This is a genomic window from Nevskia sp. (genome assembly GCF_021732705.1).
GTDB lineage: Bacteria > Pseudomonadota > Gammaproteobacteria > Nevskiales > Nevskiaceae > Nevskia.
In genome coordinates this window covers 1-18599 of the sequence record NZ_JAKFUM010000026.1, presented here as the reverse complement: position 1 = coordinate 18599, position 18599 = coordinate 1, and the positions used below count along the sequence as shown (strand labels likewise).

General features: G+C 67.7%; 22 protein-coding genes. 11 read left to right on the top strand and 11 right to left on the bottom strand.

Features of this window, described 5'->3' with window-relative positions:
- The first annotated feature begins 62 nt into the window (after window positions 1–62).
- On the top strand, window positions 63–1136 hold the full coding sequence (gene tal, locus QZ951_RS20050; RefSeq protein ID WP_293003871.1) for a transaldolase: 1074 nt from the start codon (window positions 63–65) through the stop codon (window positions 1134–1136).
- Between the two features lie 172 nt (window positions 1137–1308).
- Here the strand turns inward: tal and QZ951_RS20045 are convergent, their stop codons facing one another.
- From QZ951_RS20045 to rrtA, 11 genes are all read right to left on the bottom strand, one after another.
- Window positions 1309–1671 (bottom strand): PilZ domain-containing protein, encoded by a 363-nt coding sequence (locus tag QZ951_RS20045; protein WP_293003869.1) that lies wholly within the window; start codon window positions 1669–1671, stop codon window positions 1309–1311.
- On the bottom strand, window positions 1668–2681 hold the full coding sequence (locus tag QZ951_RS20040; RefSeq protein ID WP_293003867.1) for a DNA polymerase III subunit delta': 1014 nt from the start codon (window positions 2679–2681) through the stop codon (window positions 1668–1670). The genes QZ951_RS20045 and QZ951_RS20040 overlap by 4 nt, the downstream gene beginning before the upstream one ends.
- A complete protein-coding gene (tmk, locus tag QZ951_RS20035; protein WP_293003865.1) occupies window positions 2678–3316 on the bottom strand; it encodes a dTMP kinase in 639 nt (212 codons plus the stop codon). The genes QZ951_RS20040 and tmk overlap by 4 nt, the downstream gene beginning before the upstream one ends.
- On the bottom strand, window positions 3313–4440 hold the full coding sequence (gene mltG, locus QZ951_RS20030; RefSeq protein WP_293003863.1) for an endolytic transglycosylase MltG: 1128 nt from the start codon (window positions 4438–4440) through the stop codon (window positions 3313–3315). Before mltG ends, tmk begins: the two co-directional genes overlap by 4 nt.
- On the bottom strand, window positions 4437–5267 hold the full coding sequence (pabC, locus tag QZ951_RS20025) for an aminodeoxychorismate lyase (RefSeq protein ID WP_293003861.1): 831 nt from the start codon (window positions 5265–5267) through the stop codon (window positions 4437–4439). Before pabC ends, mltG begins: the two co-directional genes overlap by 4 nt.
- Window positions 5264–6574, bottom strand: a complete 1311-nt coding sequence (locus QZ951_RS20020) for an aminodeoxychorismate synthase component I (RefSeq protein ID WP_366943999.1) — start codon at window positions 6572–6574, stop codon at window positions 5264–5266. Before QZ951_RS20020 ends, pabC begins: the two co-directional genes overlap by 4 nt.
- 65 nt (window positions 6575–6639) lie before the next feature.
- Entirely contained in the window at window positions 6640–7881 is a 1242-nt protein-coding gene (fabF, locus tag QZ951_RS20015; protein WP_293003857.1) for a beta-ketoacyl-ACP synthase II, read from the bottom strand.
- 49 nt (window positions 7882–7930) lie between these two features.
- Window positions 7931–8176: an acyl carrier protein gene (gene acpP, locus QZ951_RS20010; RefSeq protein ID WP_293003855.1), complete on the bottom strand. Its 246-nt coding sequence runs from the start codon at window positions 8174–8176 to the stop codon at window positions 7931–7933.
- Between the two features lie 131 nt (window positions 8177–8307).
- The gene (fabG, locus tag QZ951_RS20005; protein WP_293003853.1) at window positions 8308–9066 is read right to left on the bottom strand and encodes a 3-oxoacyl-ACP reductase FabG; all 759 of its coding nucleotides are present in this window, start codon (window positions 9064–9066) and stop codon (window positions 8308–8310) included.
- A complete protein-coding gene (gene fabD / locus QZ951_RS20000; protein WP_293003851.1) occupies window positions 9063–10025 on the bottom strand; it encodes an ACP S-malonyltransferase in 963 nt (320 codons plus the stop codon). Before fabD ends, fabG begins: the two co-directional genes overlap by 4 nt.
- A gap of 95 nt (window positions 10026–10120) precedes the next feature.
- Window positions 10121–10873: a rhombosortase gene (rrtA, locus tag QZ951_RS19995; RefSeq protein ID WP_293003849.1), complete on the bottom strand. Its 753-nt coding sequence runs from the start codon at window positions 10871–10873 to the stop codon at window positions 10121–10123.
- Between rrtA and gspG the strand changes: the two genes are divergently transcribed.
- The 10 genes from gspG to mnmA all read left to right on the top strand — a co-directional run bounded on the left by gspG (window position 10854) and on the right by mnmA (window position 18303).
- Window positions 10854–11246 carry a type II secretion system major pseudopilin GspG gene (gspG, locus tag QZ951_RS19990; protein WP_293003847.1) on the top strand — a complete coding sequence of 131 codons (393 nt, stop codon included), beginning with the start codon at window positions 10854–10856 and terminating at the stop codon, window positions 11244–11246. The genes rrtA and gspG overlap by 20 nt on opposite strands.
- Before the next feature lie 80 nt (window positions 11247–11326).
- Complete coding sequence (gene gspH / locus QZ951_RS19985; protein WP_293003845.1) at window positions 11327–11896, top strand: type II secretion system minor pseudopilin GspH; 570 nt, start codon at window positions 11327–11329, stop codon at window positions 11894–11896.
- A complete protein-coding gene (gene gspI / locus QZ951_RS19980; protein WP_293003843.1) occupies window positions 11893–12294 on the top strand; it encodes a type II secretion system minor pseudopilin GspI in 402 nt (133 codons plus the stop codon). Before gspH ends, gspI begins: the two co-directional genes overlap by 4 nt.
- Window positions 12291–13112 carry a type II secretion system minor pseudopilin GspJ gene (gspJ, locus tag QZ951_RS19975; protein WP_293003841.1) on the top strand — a complete coding sequence of 274 codons (822 nt, stop codon included), beginning with the start codon at window positions 12291–12293 and terminating at the stop codon, window positions 13110–13112. The genes gspI and gspJ overlap by 4 nt, the downstream gene beginning before the upstream one ends.
- Window positions 13112–14092: a type II secretion system minor pseudopilin GspK gene (gene gspK, locus QZ951_RS19970; protein ID WP_293003839.1), complete on the top strand. Its 981-nt coding sequence runs from the start codon at window positions 13112–13114 to the stop codon at window positions 14090–14092. The genes gspJ and gspK overlap by 1 nt, the downstream gene beginning before the upstream one ends.
- 67 nt (window positions 14093–14159) lie before the next feature.
- The gene (gene gspL, locus QZ951_RS19965) at window positions 14160–15389 is read left to right on the top strand and encodes a type II secretion system protein GspL (RefSeq protein WP_293003837.1); all 1230 of its coding nucleotides are present in this window, start codon (window positions 14160–14162) and stop codon (window positions 15387–15389) included.
- Window positions 15389–15949, top strand: coding sequence for a type II secretion system protein M (locus tag QZ951_RS19960; protein ID WP_293003835.1), 561 nt, complete (start codon window positions 15389–15391; stop codon window positions 15947–15949). Before gspL ends, QZ951_RS19960 begins: the two co-directional genes overlap by 1 nt.
- Window positions 15946–16698 carry a type II secretion system protein N gene (gene gspN, locus QZ951_RS19955; protein WP_293003833.1) on the top strand — a complete coding sequence of 251 codons (753 nt, stop codon included), beginning with the start codon at window positions 15946–15948 and terminating at the stop codon, window positions 16696–16698. The genes QZ951_RS19960 and gspN overlap by 4 nt, the downstream gene beginning before the upstream one ends.
- Complete coding sequence (locus tag QZ951_RS19950) at window positions 16698–17204, top strand: NUDIX hydrolase (protein ID WP_293003831.1); 507 nt, start codon at window positions 16698–16700, stop codon at window positions 17202–17204. The genes gspN and QZ951_RS19950 overlap by 1 nt, the downstream gene beginning before the upstream one ends.
- 7 nt (window positions 17205–17211) lie before the next feature.
- Window positions 17212–18303: a tRNA 2-thiouridine(34) synthase MnmA gene (gene mnmA, locus QZ951_RS19945; RefSeq protein WP_293003829.1), complete on the top strand. Its 1092-nt coding sequence runs from the start codon at window positions 17212–17214 to the stop codon at window positions 18301–18303.
- Window positions 18304–18599: the final 296 nt, after the last annotated feature.

The window sequence follows — 18599 nt, the reverse complement described above, 5'->3', positions numbered from 1 at the left end:
CTGCCGGATCGATGCGCGGCATCGCTAGAATGATCGACGCCCCACCACTCGACACGCACGGCATGAATCCCGCAAAAGCGCTGCACGCCCTCGGCCAGAGCCTGTGGCTCGACAACATCACCCGCACGCTGGTCGCCGACGGCACCCTCGCCCGCTACATCGACGAGCTGGCCGTCACCGGCCTGACCTCGAACCCGACGATCTTCGAGCAGGCGATCAAGAACGGCAGCGCCTATGACACTGCGATCCGCGAGAAAGCTGCCCGCGGCCTGGACGCGGAAACCCTGTTCTTCGAACTGGCGATCGAGGACCTGAGCCGCGCCGCGAATCTGTTCCGGCCGGTGTTCGATGCCACGAACGGTGTCGACGGCTGGGTGTCGCTCGAAGTCTCGCCGCTGCTCGCCGACGAAGCCGCCGCCACCGTGCGTGCCGCCGTCGCGCTGTTCGCGCAGGCCGGCAAGCCGAACCTCTACATCAAGATTCCGGGCACGCCGGCCGGTCTCGGGGCGATCGAGGATGCCATCGCCGCCGGTGTGCCGGTCAACGTCACGCTGCTGTTCTCCGACGATCAGTACGTCGCCGCGGCCGAAGCCTGGCTGCGCGGCATCGAGCGGCGCCTCGCGCTCGGCCTCGATCCGACGATCTGCTCGGTGGCCTCGGTGTTCGTCAGCCGCTGGGATGGCGCGGTGAAGGATCAGGTGCCGGCCGCGCTGAACAACCAGCTCGGGCTGGCGATGATGCGGCGCTGCTATCGCCGCTACCGCGAACTGCTGGCCTCGCCGCGCTGGCAGGCCGTGGCGAACGCCGGCGCGCATCCGCAACGCCTGCTGTTCGCCAGCACCAGCACCAAGGACGCATCGCTGCCGGACACCTATTACGTCGATGCGCTGGCCGCCCCCGACACCGTCAACACGATTCCGGAGAAGACCCTGCTCGCGTACGGCGAGCGCGGCCGGCCGGGTGCGGTGCTCGCGGCCGACGGTGGCGATGCCGAAGCCGTGCTCGGCGCCATCACGGCTGCCGGCGTCGACATCGGCGCATTGGCGCTGAAGCTGCAGCGCGACGGCGCGCAGTCGTTCGTGAAGTCGTGGCAGGAACTGATCGCGGTGATCGCTGCGAAGGCCCGTGAGGCGTGAGGCGTCAGGCGTGAGGCGTGAGGCGTGAGGCGTGAGGCGTGAGGCGTGAGGCGTGAGGCGAAAAGGCTGCGCCGTGCCGGAATCAAGTCAAGCGCTGTGAGCGGCCGTTACGCCAGCGTGCTGTTCCGCCTCACGCCTGACACCTCACGCCTCACAAGCGTACGCCTCACGCCTACATCGTGTGCGTCGGACGCTCCAGGCTGACGCCTGCGAGATAGGTCTCGATCTTGCGCTGGGTGTCGCCGTTGTCCTGCGTGCTGAACTGCACCCCAATGCCCTGCTGCCGCTTGCCCTGTGCGTTGCGCGGCGTCAGCCAGACGACCTTGCCGGCCACCGGGATGCGCTCGGCGTCTTCCATCAGGGTCAGCAGGATGAACACCTCGTCGCCGAGGCGGTATTCCTTGTTGGTCGGGATGAACAGGCCGCCGTTCTTGATGAACGGCATGTAGGACGCGTACAGCGCGTTCTTGTCCTTGATGCTGAGCGTGAGAATGCCCGGGGACGGACTGCCGGTGCGCGGTGGAGGTGTGCTCATGCGGCGGCATTCTGCGGAGCGCGTCCGGCCCGCGCAAGCAGGCCCAGCCAGCCGATCAGAAGACCGTCGAGGATCAGCCGCTTGTCGGCGGCGCCGCGCACGCCGTACAGCGCGGTCTGCACTTCGGCGATGTAGCGATCGAGCAGTTCCGCCGGCAGCCGCGCGGCCAGCACGGCCACGGCCGGATCGCCGGCCGTCGATGGCGCGACGCGCGCGCGCATCAGCATCGTCAGCCATCCGAACAGCCACTGCACCCAGTCGATCGCCCCATCCTTGCCGATCGCGTCGGCCACGGCCAGCGGTTCGGCCTTGCTGGCGGCGAGGTCGAGCATCGCCCGCTGCCAGCCCAAGCGAAGCTCCAGGCCCTTGTCGGCGAGCAGTTCGGCGGCGCGCAACGGTGCACCGAACGCGACCTCCAGCGCCAGCGCCAGATGATCCGCCGGCACGCTGCCACCGGTCTCGGTGCCGAGCCAGGTCAGCGCCAGATCCGGCGGCGGTGCGGCCAGCCGGATGCGCTGGCAGCGGCTGCGCAAGGTCGCGGTCAGCGCCTGCGGTCGCTCGGTGATCAGCAGCAGATGACTGCCGGGCGACGGTTCCTCGATCGTCTTCAGCAGCGCGTTGACGCCGTTGACGTTCAGCGCATCGACCGGATCGATCACCGCGACCTTGGCGCGGCCATCGTGCGCGGTGAAGGTCAGCTTCTCGCTCAGTTCGCGCACCGCCTCGATCGAGATGTCGCGCTTGTCTTCCTCCACCCGCAGCAGGAAGTAGCCGGAATGCGCCTCCGACTGCACCTGCCGGCAATCCGGGCAGCCGCCACAGCCGGCGCCGTCGGCATCCGGCTGCCTGCACCACAGCGCCGACGCCACGCAGTACGCGAAATGCTTCTTGCCGGACCCGGCCGGGCCGGCCAGCAACAGCGCGTGACCGAGGCGATCCTCGCGCTGGGCCGCGACCAGTTGCGCCCAGACCTCGCGCTGCCACGGAAACGGTTTTGGCGGGCGGGTCATGGCAGTTCGGCGAGGTGGCGCAGCAAATCGGCAGTGACGATGTCAGGGGCACGTGCGGCATCGACCACGGCATAGCGCGCCGGCGCCAATGCGGCGCGGTCGAGATAGGCCTGACGCACACGGCGCATGAATTCGAGCGATTCGGCGTCGAAGCGATTGTTGCCACCGCGCGCCGCGATACGGGCGACACCAGTCTCCGGCGGCACGTCGAGCACCAGCACGCGGTCCGGCCGGAAATCGCCGAGCACGAAGGTTTCGAGCTCGGCGATGCGCGCAGCCCCGAGACCCCGCCCGGCACCCTGATAGGCGTAGCTGGCATCGACGAAGCGATCGCAGATCACGTCGCGGCCAGACGCCAGCGCCGGCTTGATCGTCGCATGCAGATGCGCGGCGCGCGCCGCGAAGATCAGCAGCACCTCGGTCACGGCATCGACCCCTTCCGGCCAGTCGCCGAGCACGAGGTTGCGGATCGCCTCCGCCAGTGGCGAGCCGCCGGGCTCGCGCGTCAGCACCACGCTGCGGCCCCGTGCCGTCAGCGCGTCGCGCAGCGCGAGCGACTGCGTGGTCTTGCCGCCGCCTTCGCCGCCTTCGAGCACGATGAAGCGGCCGCGCGGCGGCGTCGCGCCTGCCGTCATCGCAATCTCCGCGCGGCGGCGCCGGGTCTTGTGCCGGATGCCGCCGGTGCTGCCGTCGACGATCGGCCGGATCGCAGCTGGAACCGCTGCACCGCCGCGTTGTGCTCGTCGAGCGTCGCGGAAAACTGGTGGCTGCCGTCGCCGCGGGCCACGAAGTACAGCGCATTGCCATCGGCCGGCTGCAGCGCGGCGCGGATCGCTTCGCGCCCGGCGAGACAGATCGGCGTCGGCGGCAGGCCATCGCGGGTGTAGGTGTTGTAGGGCGTGTCGGCCAGCAGGTCGCGACTGCGGATGTTGCCGTCGTAGGCCTCGCCGATGCCGTAGATCACGGTCGGATCGGTCTGCAGCCGCATGCCGAGCCGTAGCCGGCGCACGAACACGCCGGCGATCTCGGCGCGCTCGGCCGCCGTGCCGGTTTCCTTCTCGATGATCGAGGCCATCGTCAGCGCCTGCTGCGGGCTGTCGTACGGCAGGTTCGGCGCGCGCTTCGCCCACTCCTCGCCGAGCACCCGCTCCTGCTCGGCGATCGCGTTGCGCAGAAAGGCGACATCCGTCATGCCTTTCTGGAAGCGGTAGGTATCGGGAAACAGCAGACCTTCCGGCGCCTGACCGTCGCGGCCGAGCGCCCGCATGGCATCGGCCGGCGTCGCCGCGGCATCGAGCGTCTGCGTCAGGTCCGGCGATTGCCGAACGGTTTTCAGCGCATCGGCAAAGCGCCAGCCTTCGATCAGCCGCAGCTCGTGCAGCACGGTCTTGCCGGAATCCCACAGCTGCAGCAGGGTCCGCGGCGTCAGGCCCGGTTCCAGCCGATATTCGCCGGCCTTGATCCGGCCGGCCTGGCCGCTGAACCGGGCGTAGATCGCGAGGTAGGCGGATTGCCGGGCGCTGGCGAACAGCCCCTGCTCGCGCGCGGCGGTGACGATCCGGTTCAGGCCGCTGCCCGGGGCGATCTCGAACGTTGCAGCCTGCTGTAGCGCCAGCGGCTGGTCGAGCTGCCGATCGAGATCCCAGGCCAGCACACCGGCTGCGATCGCCAGCACGATCGCTCCGCGCAGCAGGCGGCGCAGCGCGGCGAAGCGTGGCGTCGATCGTCTTTTCGATCCTGGGTTCGGGGCAGCCGTCATCGTGAAGGCAGTGTCGGATGCGCGAGATGGCGGATCAAGCGTCGGGTCACCGGACCGGGTGCGCCGAACAGGCGGTCGTCGAGCCGCTGGATGGGCTGGATGCCGCGCAGGCTGTTGCACAGGAAGGCTTCGTCGGCCGCCATCAGCAGCGGCCACGGCTGCGCCGCGATCCGGCACGGCAGATCGAGCGCCTCGGCCGCCGCGAGCACCTTGTCCCGCATGACGCCCGCCACGCCGCAGCGATCGATCGCCGGCGTGTTCAGCCGGCCGTCCTGCACCCAGAACACGTTGCCGCGCGTCGCACAGACCGGTACGCCGCGGTCGTCGCCGAGGATGGCGTCGTCGGTGCCGTCCGGCCAGTCGCGGCTGGCCAGCACCTGCTCAAGCCGGTTCAGGTGCTTGATTCCGGCGAGACGCGGCTGGGCGGCCATCGTCACCGGCGAGCGGATCACCCGCAGCCCGTCGAACGGCGTGGTCGTCGCGGCTCGCGGTGGCTCGTAGGCGAGCAGCAGACGGTCCGCCTCGTCGGTTTCCGGGCGATAGCCGCGTCCGCTGCCGGCGCGGATCAGCAGCAGCTTGACCGTGGCATCGCCGAGATCGGCCACCGACGCAAGCTCGCTGCGCAGCGCGTCGAGCGCCGGCGGCACGAGACCGAGCGCCGTCGCGTCATGCCGAAGTTTCGCGATCTGTGCGTCAACATCGACGATCGTGCCGACAATCTGCAGCATCGTGCGAAAAACACCGTCGCCGTAGTGCAGCCCGCGGCTGGTTGCCGGAATCGCATCGACGGCCGCGCCGTTCCAGCGGATGGCCCGCGGCGCGCTCATGGGGTCGCTCCCAGCGCCAGCAGCAGGCCGCGCGCCTTGGCGCGAGTTTCGGCGAGTTCGGCCAGCGGCTTCGAATCCGCGACGATGCCGGCCCCGGCGCGGAACGACACCTGATCGTCTTCGCAGACGAGGGTACGGATCAGGATGTTGGTGTCGAGCCGCCCGCTGCGCGACAGATAGCCCATCGCGCCGGTGTACGGCCCGCGGCCCTCGCCTTCGAGCTCGGCGATGATTTCCATCGCCCGCACCTTCGGCGCGCCGGTGATCGTGCCGCCGGGAAACACCGCCTTCAGCGCGGCGCCCGGCCCGATGCCCGTCCGCAGGCGGCCGCGGATGTTGGAGACGATATGGTGAACGTGGGCGTAGCTTTCGATCGTCATCAGCTCGCTGACCTCGACCGTGCCGGGCACACAGACGCGGCCGAGGTCATTGCGTTCGAGGTCGATCAGCATGACGTGCTCGGCGCGTTCCTTCAGGCTGCCGCGCAGGGCGGCGCGGTCGCGCACGTCCTCGCCGTCGCGTCGGGCATGGGTGCCGGCAATCGGGCGGGTCTGCGCGAGACCGCCGTCGATCTCGATCAGCCGCTCCGGCGACGAACTCAGCACGGTGCTGCCGCGCCAGTGCGCGAGCCCGGCAAAGGGCGCCGGATTGGTCCGACGCAGGCGCTGATAGAGCGCGGCGGGGTCGACGGTGCCGTCGAACCGCCCCTGCCAACGCCGCGACAGGTTCGCCTGAAAGATGTCACCGGCCTGCAGGTAGCGCAGGATGCGCTCGACGCCGCCGACGAATCGATCGTCCGCTTCCTCAATGACTTCAACCCTTTGCACGGGCTTCTTCAAGTCGATTGCCGAGTCCGGCATGGCTGCCCGCGCATCGCGTTCGATCTGGTCCAGGGCCTGCGCATCGTCCTCGACCAGCGCGAGCGTGCGCCCGGCGACGCGATCGACGATGACCGCGCCCGTGCAGCGCACGGCCAGCGCATCCGGCAGTCGATACGGCGAATCGGGCAGCAGCAGTCGGGTTTCGACCTGCCGCGCCGCCTCGTAGCCAAGCAGCAGGAACCAGCCGCCGGTGAATGGCAGGCCACTGTCGTCCGCAACGGCCGTGTCGGCGGCGGCGCGATCGAGCGCCGCGAAGAAGTCGCCGGAGCGCGAATCGACGACCTCGCCCGGAAACGCGAACAGGATGTCGTAACGCCCGGCCTGCGGATGCGCGGCGGCACTCTGCAGCAGGAACGGATAGCGCGCGGGATCGAGACGATGCAGTGCCAGCAGGTCCAGCGTGGCAGGCAGATCGCGCGTCAACATCGGATTCGACACCGGATTCGACATCAGGGCTGCCGGCACGCCGCCGGAGACCGGCGACGGAACGGTCAGATGCGGCGAAACACCAGAGTGCCGTTGGTGCCGCCGAAGCCGAACGAATTCGAGATCACGACGTCGATCTTGCGCTGGCGCGGCTGGCCCGGCGTGTAGTCGAGATCGCAGCCTTCGTCCGGATTCTCGAGGTTGATCGTCGGCGGCGCGACGTTGTCGCGGATCGCCAGCACCGAAAAGATCGCTTCGATGCCGCCGGCCGCACCGAGCAGGTGCCCGGTCATCGACTTGGTGCCGCTGATCGCGACGTTCTTCGCGTGCTCGCCGAGTGCCGACTTGATGGCATCGCTTTCGGCGACATCGCCCAGCGGGGTCGATGTCGCGTGGGCGTTGACGTGGTCGACGTCCGACGGGTTGATCTTGGCATCGCGCATGGCGTTGACCATGCAGCGCGCCACCTGCGGCGCACCCGGCACCGGCTGGGTGATGTGGAAGGCGTCGCTGGTCATGCCGAAACCGATGATTTCGGCATAGATACGGGCGCCACGCCGTTTCGCGTGCTCGTACTCCTCGAGGACCAGCACACCGGCACCGTCGCCGAGGACGAAGCCGTCACGATCGCGATCCCACGGGCGGCTCGCCGTCTGCGGCGAGTCGTTGCGGGTACTGAGTGCCCGCGAGGCACAGAAACCGGCGACGCCAGCGGGGGCTGAGCCCGCTTCGGCACCGCCGGCGATGGCGATGTCGGCATCGCCATAGGCAATCATGCGCTGCGCCATGCCGATCGAGTGAGCGGCGGTGGTGCAGGCTGAAACGAGCCCGAAACTCGGCCCGTTGACCCCCAGATCGATCGAAACCGCGCCCGACACCATGTTGATGATCGAGCCGGCCACGAAGAACGGGGAAACCTTCTTCACGCCACCGGCACCGTTGAGCAGCATGCACTGCTCCTCGATCGTGCCGATGCCGCCGATGCCGGAGCCGATGGTCACCGCGATGCGTTCGCGGTTGGCATCGGTGATTTCAATTCCGGAATCGATCACTGCCATCTTGGCCGCGCCGACACCGTAATGGATGAACGGGTCGTTGCGGCGCACTTCCTTCGGGCCCATCCAGCTGACCGCATCAAAGCCTTCGACCAGCCCGGCGAAACGCGTCGGGTAGGTCGAGCAGTCATAGGCAGTGATCGGCTTGATGCCGCTGTAGCCGGACAGGATGTTGGACCAGGCGGTTTTCAGGTCCGACCCGACCGGCGAGACAATACCGAGGCCGGTAACGACCACGCGACGTTGCGTCATGAGCCCGGAAGCAGAAGTGATGGAGGGTTTTGCCGCGAATCAGGGCGCTTTACGAGGCCTGATTGGTGTGTGCCTTGATGTAGTTCAGCACGTCGGTGAAGGTCACGATCTTCTCGGCTTCTTCATCCGGGATGTCGATTTCGAATTCTTCTTCGAGAGCCATCACGAGTTCAACGGTGTCGAGCGAGTCGGCGCCGAGATCTTCAACGAACGACGCCGTCGGGGTGATCTGGTTCTCGGCGACCGACAACTGTTCGGCAATGATCTTTTTGACTTTTTCTTCAAGACTGCTCATCGGGACTCCCTCGGAGTTATGGGGCGAAAAACGCGGCTAGTGTAAGAGATTCGCGCCGCCTGCTGCCAGCCAGCGCACAAAGGCCTCGGACCAGACCTTGCAGGGTCATGGTCCGACGCTCGAAAACCCAGTCAGATCATGTACATGCCGCCGTTGACGTGCAGCGTCTCGCCGGTCACGTAGGCGGCATCGGCAGAGGCCAGGAAGGCCACGGCAGCGGCGATGTCATCGACGGCACCAAGGCGCTTGATCGAGGCCTGATCGATCAGTGCGGCGCGCTGCTCGTCCTTCAGACCCTTGGTCATGTCGGTTTCGATGAAGCCGGGCGCGACGACATTGACGGTGATCCCGCGCGAGCCGATCTCGCGCGCCAGCGACTTCGAGAAGCCGATCAGGCCGGCCTTGGCCGCGGCGTAATTGGTCTGGCCGCCGTTGCCCATCGTGCCGACGACCGAGCCGACCGAGATGATCCGCCCCGCCCTCGCCTTCATCATGCCCGGCACCACGGCGCGGGACAGACGGAACACGCTCGACAGGTCGGTTTCGATGACGTCGGACCAGTCGGCGTCCTTCATCCGCATCAGCAGGCCATCGCGGGTGACGCCGGCGTTGTTGACGAGGATGCCGATCGGTCCGAAGGCCTTCGCGACTTCGCCGACGAGGGCGTCGATCGCCGCCGGATCGCGGACATCGAGCACGCGGCCGGCACCGCCGTGCGGCGCCAGTGCGTCGTTGATCTGTTCGGCACCGGTCGCGGAGGTCGCGGTGCCGATGACCTTCACGCCTTCGCGGGCCAGCCGGTCGGCGATCGCGCGGCCGATGCCGCGGGTGGCGCCGGTGACCAGCGCCACGGCGCCGTCATTGAAGCGCGAGGGGATGGGAGATGTCATGCCTGCTCCGTCTGGGTTTGGAAGAGCGCCCGGGCCAGCGCAAGGCCTTCCGGGTCGCCCAGCGAAATCGACTGCGCGGCGTCGGGTCCGACTTCGACGATGCGCTTGTTGATGCCGGCTAGCACCTTGCCCGGGCCGCACTCGAACAGTCCGCGGATGCCGGACTGATCCAGCGCGCGCACCGTCTGCGACCAGCGGACCGGGCGAAACAGCTGTTCGATCAGGGCGTTGCGGATGGCATCCGGCTCGCTGCGGGACACGCCATCGAGATTGTGCAGCACCGGAATCGACGGCTTCCCGATGGCGACGCCGCGCAGCCGTTCGCCGAGCTGCTCGGCCGCGCCGCGCATCATCGAGCAGTGCGACGGCACCGACACCGGAATCGGCAGCACCTTGCGGATGCCGTGGCTCTTGTAGTTCGCCATCAGCCAGTCGATCGCGACCTTGTTGCCGGCAACCACCACCTGTCCCGGCGCGTTGTAGTTCGCCGGTTCGAGCACGCCGTCGCCGGTGTAGGCGGCGCAGGTCTTTTCGACGATCTCGTCCTCGACGCCGATCACCGCGGCCATTGCACCGATGCCGATCGGCACGGCGTTCTGCATCAGTTCACCGCGCAGTTCGACCAGCTTCAGTGCGTCGGCGAAGTCGAGCGCGCCCGCCACGACCAGCGCCGAATACTCGCCGAGGCTGTGACCGGCGAGCGCGGTCGGTGCCGGCAGACCCTGCGCCAGCCACAGCCGCGCGACGGCGACACTGGCGGCGAGCAGCGCCGGCTGGGTGCGCTGGGTGCGGTTCAGTTCGTCGGCGGGTCCGTTGCGGATCAGACCGAACAGATCGCTTCCCAGAACCTCGGATGCTTCGCGCAGCGTGTCATCGATCACGGCATGGTCGGCGGCCAGCGCCGACAGCATCCCGACTTCCTGGGAGCCCTGGCCCGGGAACAGCAAGGCATATTTCATTCAAGCACTCGTGTGGTCTGTCTTTTCTTCGAATTGTTCTTGGCATTCTCGAGTGCCGTCACCGGCATCCGGACCCATCGCGTCGCGCAGGTGATCTAGGCCGCGGCGCCCGAGCCTGCCGCCGACGGACGCCGGAATGCGCCCCGCGCCGCGCCGTAGAGCACCGCGGCGAGCGCACCATAAAGGTGCGATTCCGCAACGACGCCGCCGCCGATCAAGGCCTCTTCGGAAGCTGGCGCGCCGATCACCAATTCCCACACGATACGCGCCGCGAGGAAGGCCAGACAAGCCGCCGCAAGGCGATCCCCACCTATCGTCTGGCGGACGAACGCCAGCGCGAACAGGCCGTAGACCAGTCCTGACAGGCCGACATAGGTCGCCAGCGACGGCACGAAAAAGTGCAGGCCGAGACTCATTCCGGTGCCGATCACCACGGTCCGCAGCAGCCACTCGCGCGCCGACACCCGCTCCGGGCACAGGAACACGAGCAGCACGAAGCTCAGGCCGTTCAGGAACAGGTGCCAGCCGCCGAGGTGGACGAAGTTGCCGGTCAGCAGCCGCCACCATTCGCCAGCGAGCACGGCGGCGCGGTCGTAGCGCAGCAGCCGCTCCACCGGATCGCCGCCGAGTGCGAGCAGGGTCGATATCAATGTCAGCACGGCCGGAGGCAGCCAGACTGCGGGAGCCGACGGGGCACCCTCTGTTATTGTTGTTGTCATTGTCACTGCGTCATCATCGGCGTTCGAATTCACCTTGCGCATCATGAAAAACCAGACTCTTTCCCGCAGTTCCGCACGTCGTGCCGGCGGTTTCACGCTGATCGAAATCATGGTCGTCGTCGTGATCATCGGCATTCTCGCCGCGATCGTCGCGCCCAACATCTTCGACCAGCCGGATCGCGCCCGCATCGTCAAGGCGAAGCAGGACATCGCCGCGATCGAAACCGCGCTGAACCTCTACAAGCTCGACAACTTCAACTACCCGAGCACCCAGCAGGGCCTCGAAGCGCTGGTGGCGCCGCCGCAGGGCGAGCCGCCGGCCCGCAACTGGAAGCCGGGCGGCTACCTGAAGTCGGTGCCGAACGATCCGTGGCAGAACCCGTACCAGTATCTGAGCCCGGGCATCAAGGGCGAGATCGACGTGTTCAGCCTCGGCTCCGACAACAAGCCGGGTGGCGACGGCGCCGCCGGCGACATCGGCAACTGGGCTCCGGCGAAATGATCGATCGCGCTGCGCGGGCGCTGCCCGCCAGCGCGGCCGGCGGCCGAAGCGCGATGGCAGGCCGTTCACGCCGGTGCAGGTTGCACGCCGGGGAACGTTCTCGCGGCTTCACCCTGCTGGAACTGCTGGTGGTCATCCTGATCATCGGCATCATCGTGACCTTTGCCAGCCTGTCGATCGGCAACCGGGCGCTCGACGACCGCCTTGAAGCCGAGTCCAAGCGGCTGGAACAGCTGCTGCGGCTGGCCGAGGACGAGGCCGACCTGAAAGGTGTGGCAATCGGGCTGCAGTTCACCGACACCGGCTACCGCTTTCTGGTCACCGACAACAACAACCGCTGGGTCGACTACGCGACCAGCGGCATCCTGCGTCCTCGGGCGCTGCTCGAACCGTTCTACGCCGAGCTGCGGATGGAAGGCCGGCTGATTCCGCCGGTGAAGCTCGACAGCGCCGAAGTGCGCGCCGGCGATGACGAAGCCCGGGCCAAGGCGGTCAAGCCGCAGGTCCTGCTGCTGCCGGGCGGTCAGCTGACGGCGTTCACGCTCGACATCAAGGCGCCGAACTATCCGTCGTATTTCCGGATCGAAGGGGACACTCTTGGCCGCATCAAGCGCGACCGCAAGCAGGAAGAACGAGCGGTGACGCGATGATCCACGGCAGGAACGGGCAGCAACGCGGTTTCACGCTGATGGAGATGCTTGTTGCCGTCGGCGTGCTGGCGATCGCCCTCGGCGCGATCATCGGCAACGGTGCGAACTACGCCAACAACGCCGCCAGCTTGCGCAGCAAGACGCTGGCGCTGCTGGTGGCGCGCAACCGGATGACCGAACTCGATCTCGGCGGCACCTGGCCGTCGCTCGGCCGGGCCAACGACGATGTCGAACTCGGCGGCGTGGTCTGGACCTGGCGCACCGAGGTCAAGGAAACGCAGGACCCGAGCTTGCGCCGGGTCGAGATCCGGGTCGAGAAGAAGGACGACAAGAAGGCCGTCGCTTACGCCTCGCTGACCGGTTTCCTGTCGAACGTCGGCCGGAAGTCCGAACCGTGAGCCGCACCGCCCTCGCCGGCCGCCGACACGCGCAGCGCGGTTTCACCCTGCTGGAGCTGATCGTCGTCATCGGCATCTTCGGCATTTTCGCGGCGATGGCGTACGGTGGCCTGAACGGCGTGCTGAAAACCCGCCAGCGCATCGAGCAGGGCTTGCAGCGCACCGAAGACTACGACCGCGCCTACTTGCGCCTGCGCACCGATTTCCAGAACGCCAGCGGTCGCATCGTGCGCGATGGCAACGGCGATGATCAGCCGGCGTTCGGCTATGACAGCTACACCCAGCGCGTCGAATTCACCCGCGGCGGCTGGCAGAACCTGCTGTCGCTGCCGCGGCCGACGCTGGAACGCGTCAGCTATCTGCTGGAGGAGGACGAGACGGCCGAGGCGCCGCGCGGCCGTCTCGACAAGCAGATGAAGCTGGTCCGGCGCAGCTGGTACGTGCTGGACCGCGCCCCGCAGACCAAGTCGGTCGACGTCACCCTGCTCGACAAGGTGCAGTCGCTGAAGTGGCAGTTCTACGACCCATCCGGCGTGAAGTCAGACAACTGGCCGCCATCGTCCGGCTTCACCGTCCCGCCCGGCCCGAAGCAGCCGCCGCCGACCGCGGTCGAGATCGAGATCACCACGGCGGACTGGGGCGAGCTGCGGATGCTGTTCCGGGTCGGCGCCGAGGGCGTCAGCCGCGCGCCGGAACTGAGCAAGGCACCGCCGCCGACGGCACCGGTCGGCGACCCGACCAATCCCCCACCGCCACCGAATGGCCCGGACAATCCCGGGAACAAGCCCGATCCGGTTCCGGACGCGCCGGAGCAATGATGCGAAACCCGAACTCCCGCCCCGCCCGCGCCCGTGGCGTGGCCCTGATCACCGCGATGTTCGTCGTGGCGCTGGCGACGATCGCCGCCGTGGCGATGTTCGAAAGCTCGAACATCGCGGTCCGTCGCGCCGGCAATCTGGCCGAGTCGGAAGCGGCGCTGTGGTACGCCAATGGCGTCGAATCGTGGACCAAGGGCATCCTGAAGCAGGACTTGAAGAACAACGACATCGACACGCTCGGCGACATCTGGGCGCGCCCGGTCGATTTCCTGCCGATCGACAACGGCACGCTGCGTGGACGTGTCGAAGACCTCGAAGGCCGCTTCAACCTGAACAACTTCGCCACCAATGACCCGGCGATGCTGCGCATCTACCAGCTGCAGTTCCAGCTGCTGCTCGATGCCGTCGGCGGACCGGACGCCGCGAAGGTCTCCGGCCTCGGCAGCGCGATTCGCGACTGGGTCGATGCCGACAACGAACGGCTGGACCTGAACGGAGCGGAAGACAACGAGTATCAGGGCCTCGATCCGCCGTATCGCGCCGCCAACCGGCCGATGCAGAGCGTGTCCGAGCTGCTGCAGGTGCGCGGCGTGACCAAGGAGCTGTACGCGGCACTGAAGCCGGTGGTCACGGCGCTGCCGACGATCGGAACGCGGATCAATGTCAACACCGCGCCGGCGGCGGTACTGTTCGCGCTGTCGCGGACGGTGGACAAGGGCAACCTGTCGAAGTTCGTCGAAGCGCGGGTCAAGGCGCCAGCCAAGACGGCCGAGGAAGTGCTCAATGGCGGGCCGAACAGCTTCCTCGGGCCGGACAAGGACATGAAGCCGGAGACCCAGATCAGCGTGGTCTCGCGCTACTTCGAATTGCAGGCCGAGGTGTTCATTGGCAGCGGCCGGGTCGCGCTGTACAGTGTTTACATTCGGCCGAGCGGCGGCGGCGATCCAGTGGTGATCGCCCACTCCACCGATGCCGACTGACTGATTTTCCAACGTTTTCGATGCACCCTGACCGTTCCGGTCGCCTCCTCACTTTCGCCGGTTTCCCTTGCGCGACACTCTCTACATACGCCTGCGCGACACCGCCCCGGACGCGCCGACCGCCCACGCACTGGTCTCCGCCGAACCGATTGCCAGCAGCCTGACCCGCGCCAGCGCGATCGTGCGCGAGCTGCCGCTGTCGGAAGTGGTCGCGCTCGGTGCCGGCCGCAAGGTCGTCGTCTTCGTGCCCGGTGCCGATGTCCGGTTGACCACGGTGTCGGTGCCGGCCAAGCAGCCGGCCAAGGTGCTGCAGGCCGCGCCGTTCGTGCTGGAAGACCAGTTCGCGGAGGACGTCGACACGCTGCACTTCGCCATCGGCAGCCGACTCGCATCCGGTGTGTTCCCGATCGCCGTGGTCGCTCGCAGCCACATCGAGGACTGGCTTGCGCCGTTCGCCGCTGCCAACGTGCGCGTGGCGGCGCTGGTGCCGGAAACGCTGGCGCTGCCGTGGGAGCTGGAAGGCCCGTGGAGCGTGCTGCCGGAAGACGGCCAGATGATCGTTCGCAGCGGCGCCTATGCCGGCTTCAGCTGCGTGCCGGATGACTTCGAATGGCTGCTCGAACTCGCCGAGAACGGCACGCCGGCCTCGTTGCGCGTGCTGGTGGCCCGCAACGATAGCCGCGACTACACCGTACTGAAGCGGCCCCTGGAACTGGTGCCCGGTTTCGATCATCCGCTCGAAGCGCTGATCCGCTTCTGGAAGCCGGCGCAGTCGATCGACCTGCTGCAGGGCGCCTACTCGCAGCGCGACGACATCAACCGCTACTGGCGACCGTGGAAACTCGCGGCGCAGCTCGCGGCTGCGGCGCTGGTGCTCGGCATCGGCATCAACATCGTCGAATCGGCACGCCTGAAGCGCGAGGTCGCGGCGCTGCAGGAAGCGAACGAACTGACCTTCCGCCGCCTGTTCCCGCGCGAGACCAAGATCATCAACCTCGAAGCGCAGGTCGAGCAGCAGGTGCGCGCGCTGCGCGGCAGCGGCAGTCGCGACGGCCTGTTCGAGCTGATGCAGTCGGCCTCCAGCGGGCTGACCGAAAACCCCGGGCTGACGCTGAAGAACATCCAGTTCCGCGACGGTGCGCTGTTCCTGGACCTGTCCGGTACCGACCTGCAGGTACTCGAACGGCTGCGCGCATGGTTCAACGGCCATCGCGAAGCGAAGCTCGATGTCGAATCGGCCGATTCCAATGAAAGCGGCGTGCAGATCCGCCTGAAACTGACTCCGGGAGCGGCGTGATGGCCAACCCTTTTGCCGGACTGGGCGCGCGCCTGTCCACCGCCATCGCGACCCAGCTCGGCCCGCGCCTCGCGCCGCTGCGCGCCCGCTACGACGCGCTGCAGCCGCGCGAGCAGACCCTGGTGTCGGTCGCCGGCGTGCTGATCGCGGCCTTCGTCGCGTATTCGGCAATCTGGCAGCCGTTTGCCCGCAGCCGCGTTCGGCTTGCGGAAGAGCTGGCCTCCGCCCGCGCCATCGCCAACAGCCTCGCGCAGGCCGAAGTCGATCTCCGCTTCAGTGCGCCGCAGACGGCGGCCATCATCAGCAGCGATGTGTCGCTGCTGACGGCCGTCGACCAGGCCTCGAAGAGCGGCACCTTGAAGAAGCCGCCGACGCGCCTGCAGCCGGACGGCGACAACCAGGCGCGCGTCTGGCTCGAGGACGTCGAGTTCGAAGTGCTGCTGCGCTGGATGCAGGAATTGCAGACGCGTTACGGCGTGCGGATCGATGTCGCCGACATCGAGAAGCAGCCCACGCCGGGTCTGGTCAACGCCCGTCTGGCCGTGGTTCGCGCGCAATGAAGACCCGCACCCTGGTGCTGACTGGCGTCGGCTGCTTCCTGCTGTTCGCGATCATCGGCGCGCCGATCGGCCCGCTGCACGCACGCTTTGCCAACCCGGCCAGCGCGCTGCAGCCGGTCGGCCTGACCGGCACGCTGTTCAACGGCGCGGCCAGTGCGGTGACGGTCAACGGCCGCCCGGTCGTCCGCCAGCTGACCTGGAGCCTGAAGCCGCTGGCGCTGCTGATGGCGCGGATCGGCGCGCATGTCACCGGCGATGCCGATGGCCTGAGCTTCGAGGGCAATGTCGCCAGGCTGATCGGCGGCAGCGTCGCGGTGGATTCGATGCGCGCCGCCGGTCCGCTGAAAAGCCTGCTGACGCTGACCGGAGACGCGCTGGTGCCGATCGACGGCAGCGTCGGCGTCACGCTCGACAACCTGAAGCTGGTCGACAATTTCCCGAAGACCGTCACCGGCGAACTGCAGATCGGCTCGCTGAAGTGGGCGCTGGGGCCGAATCCGGTTGCGCTCGGCGATCTGAAAGCCGCCATCACGACCGAAGCCGGCGTCATCATCGCGCGCGTCTCGCCGGTGTCAGGCCCGCTCGATGTCGGCGGCGAGCTTCGCGTGCTGGCCGACAAGGCCTACGAGGTCGATCTCAAGGTCAAGGCGCAGCCGAACGCCGATGTCACGGTGCAGAATCTCGTCCGTTCGCTGGGCGAACCCGATCCTGAAGGCTGGTTCCGGATCAAGACCCGCGGGCAGCTCTGATGGCGTGGTCGCCGCATGTCACCGTCGCCTGCGTCGTCGAGCGCGACGGCAAGTTCCTGTTCGTCGAGGAAATCGTCAATGACCGGCTGGTGCTGAACCAGCCGAGCGGTCATTGGGAAGCCGGTGAAACGCTGCTCGAAGGCGCGATCCGCGAAACGTTTGAGGAAACCGGCTGGGATGTGCGGCCGACGGCATTGCTCGGCATCTACGAATACCAGCCGCCGGAACTCGACTACTGCTTCCTGCGTTTCGCGTTCCTGGCCGAACCGCTGCGGCATCATCCGGACCGCGCGCTCGATGACGGCATCGCCCGCGCCGTCTGGCTGAGCCCGGACGAACTGCGCGCCGCGGCCGAGCGCCATCGCAGCCCGATGGTCCAGCGCTGCGTCGAGGATCAGCGCCGCGGCCAGCGGTTTCCGCTGACGTTGCTGGCACACCTGACGCCGGCGCTCGCGCGGCCATCGCCGTCGCCGCTGACGTCATCGGCGGCGTTACGCGAGCCCTGATCCCGGCGTGAGCGCGTCCGGCGCCGGGCAGCACGTCGTCGTCGGCCTGTCCGGCGGCGTGGATTCCGCCGTCACGGCGTGGCTGCTGAAGGAACAGGGCTACCGGGTATCGGGCCTGTTCATGGTCAATTGGACCGAGGATGAAGCCGGCTACTGCACGTCCGCCGAGGATTTCCAGTCCGCCCGCGCAGTCGCCGAGGAATTGCAGATTCCGCTGCATCGCGTTGATTTTTCGGCCGAATACCGCAAGCGCGTGTTCGATCTGTTTCTCGCCGGCTATGCCGCCGGCAAGACGCCGAACCCGGATCTGCTGTGCAATCGCGAGGTCAAGTTCCAGCCGTTCCGCGAGCACGCGCTGCGTCTGGGGGCCGACTGGGTCGCGACCGGGCACTACGCGCAGATCACGCACGAGGCCGATGGTCCGCATCTGCGCCGCGCGGTCGACGACAACAAGGACCAGACCTATTTCCTCGCGGCGGTGGCCCGCGAGCACTTCGAGCGCGTGCTGTTCCCGCTCGGCGGCCTGACCAAGCCCGAAGTGCGGGCGCTGGCCCAGCAGGCCGGCCTGCCGAACCATGCCCGCAAGGACTCGACCGGCATCTGCTTCATCGGCGAGCGTGAGTTCCGGGAATTCCTCGCCCAGTATCTGAAGCCGCAGCCGGGCATGATCGAGGACGATGCGGGCGCCGTCGTCGGCCAGCATCAGGGGCTTGCCTTCCACACCCTCGGGCAGCGCAAGGGACTGGCGATCGGCGGCCGCCGCGGGGCCAGGGAAGCGCCGTGGTACGTCGTCGCCAAGGATGCTTCGCGCAACGTGCTCGTCGTGTCGCAGGACAGCGCGCATCCGCGCCTGATGACGCAGGACATCGCGACCGACGCCTTCCACTGGATTCGCCGTCCGGCGTCCATGCCCGCGACGCTGACGGCGCGGATCCGGCACCGGCAGGCGCTGCAGGTCTGTGCGGTCACCGCCATCGATGGCGACCGCGTCCGCTTCCGCTTCGAGCAGGCGCAGCGCGCAGCCGTACCCGGTCAGTACCTCGTGCTGTACGACGGTGACGAGTGCCTGGGCTCCGGCGAGATCGCCGATCTCGGCTGACTGCGGCCACGCGGCGGATCAACCGCCAGGCAGCCATCGATGTCGCCAGTGTCAGTTGCCGGTGATCTGCCGGATGATCGTCGGTCGCAGCGCGTTCCAGAGATCGAGTCCGGCGATCGTCGTGCTCTGGATCAGCAGCACGCCGCCGTAACCCAGATCGCTGTCGATCTGACCTGCTGGCTTCCTTCGGACCAGTGGAACCTAGAGACTGGCGCCCTGTTGGGTTGAATGTTTCAGTGAAGCCTTGAACTCATTGGGTGTCAGGTAGTCGAGGCTGGAATGGGGCCTGACCGCGT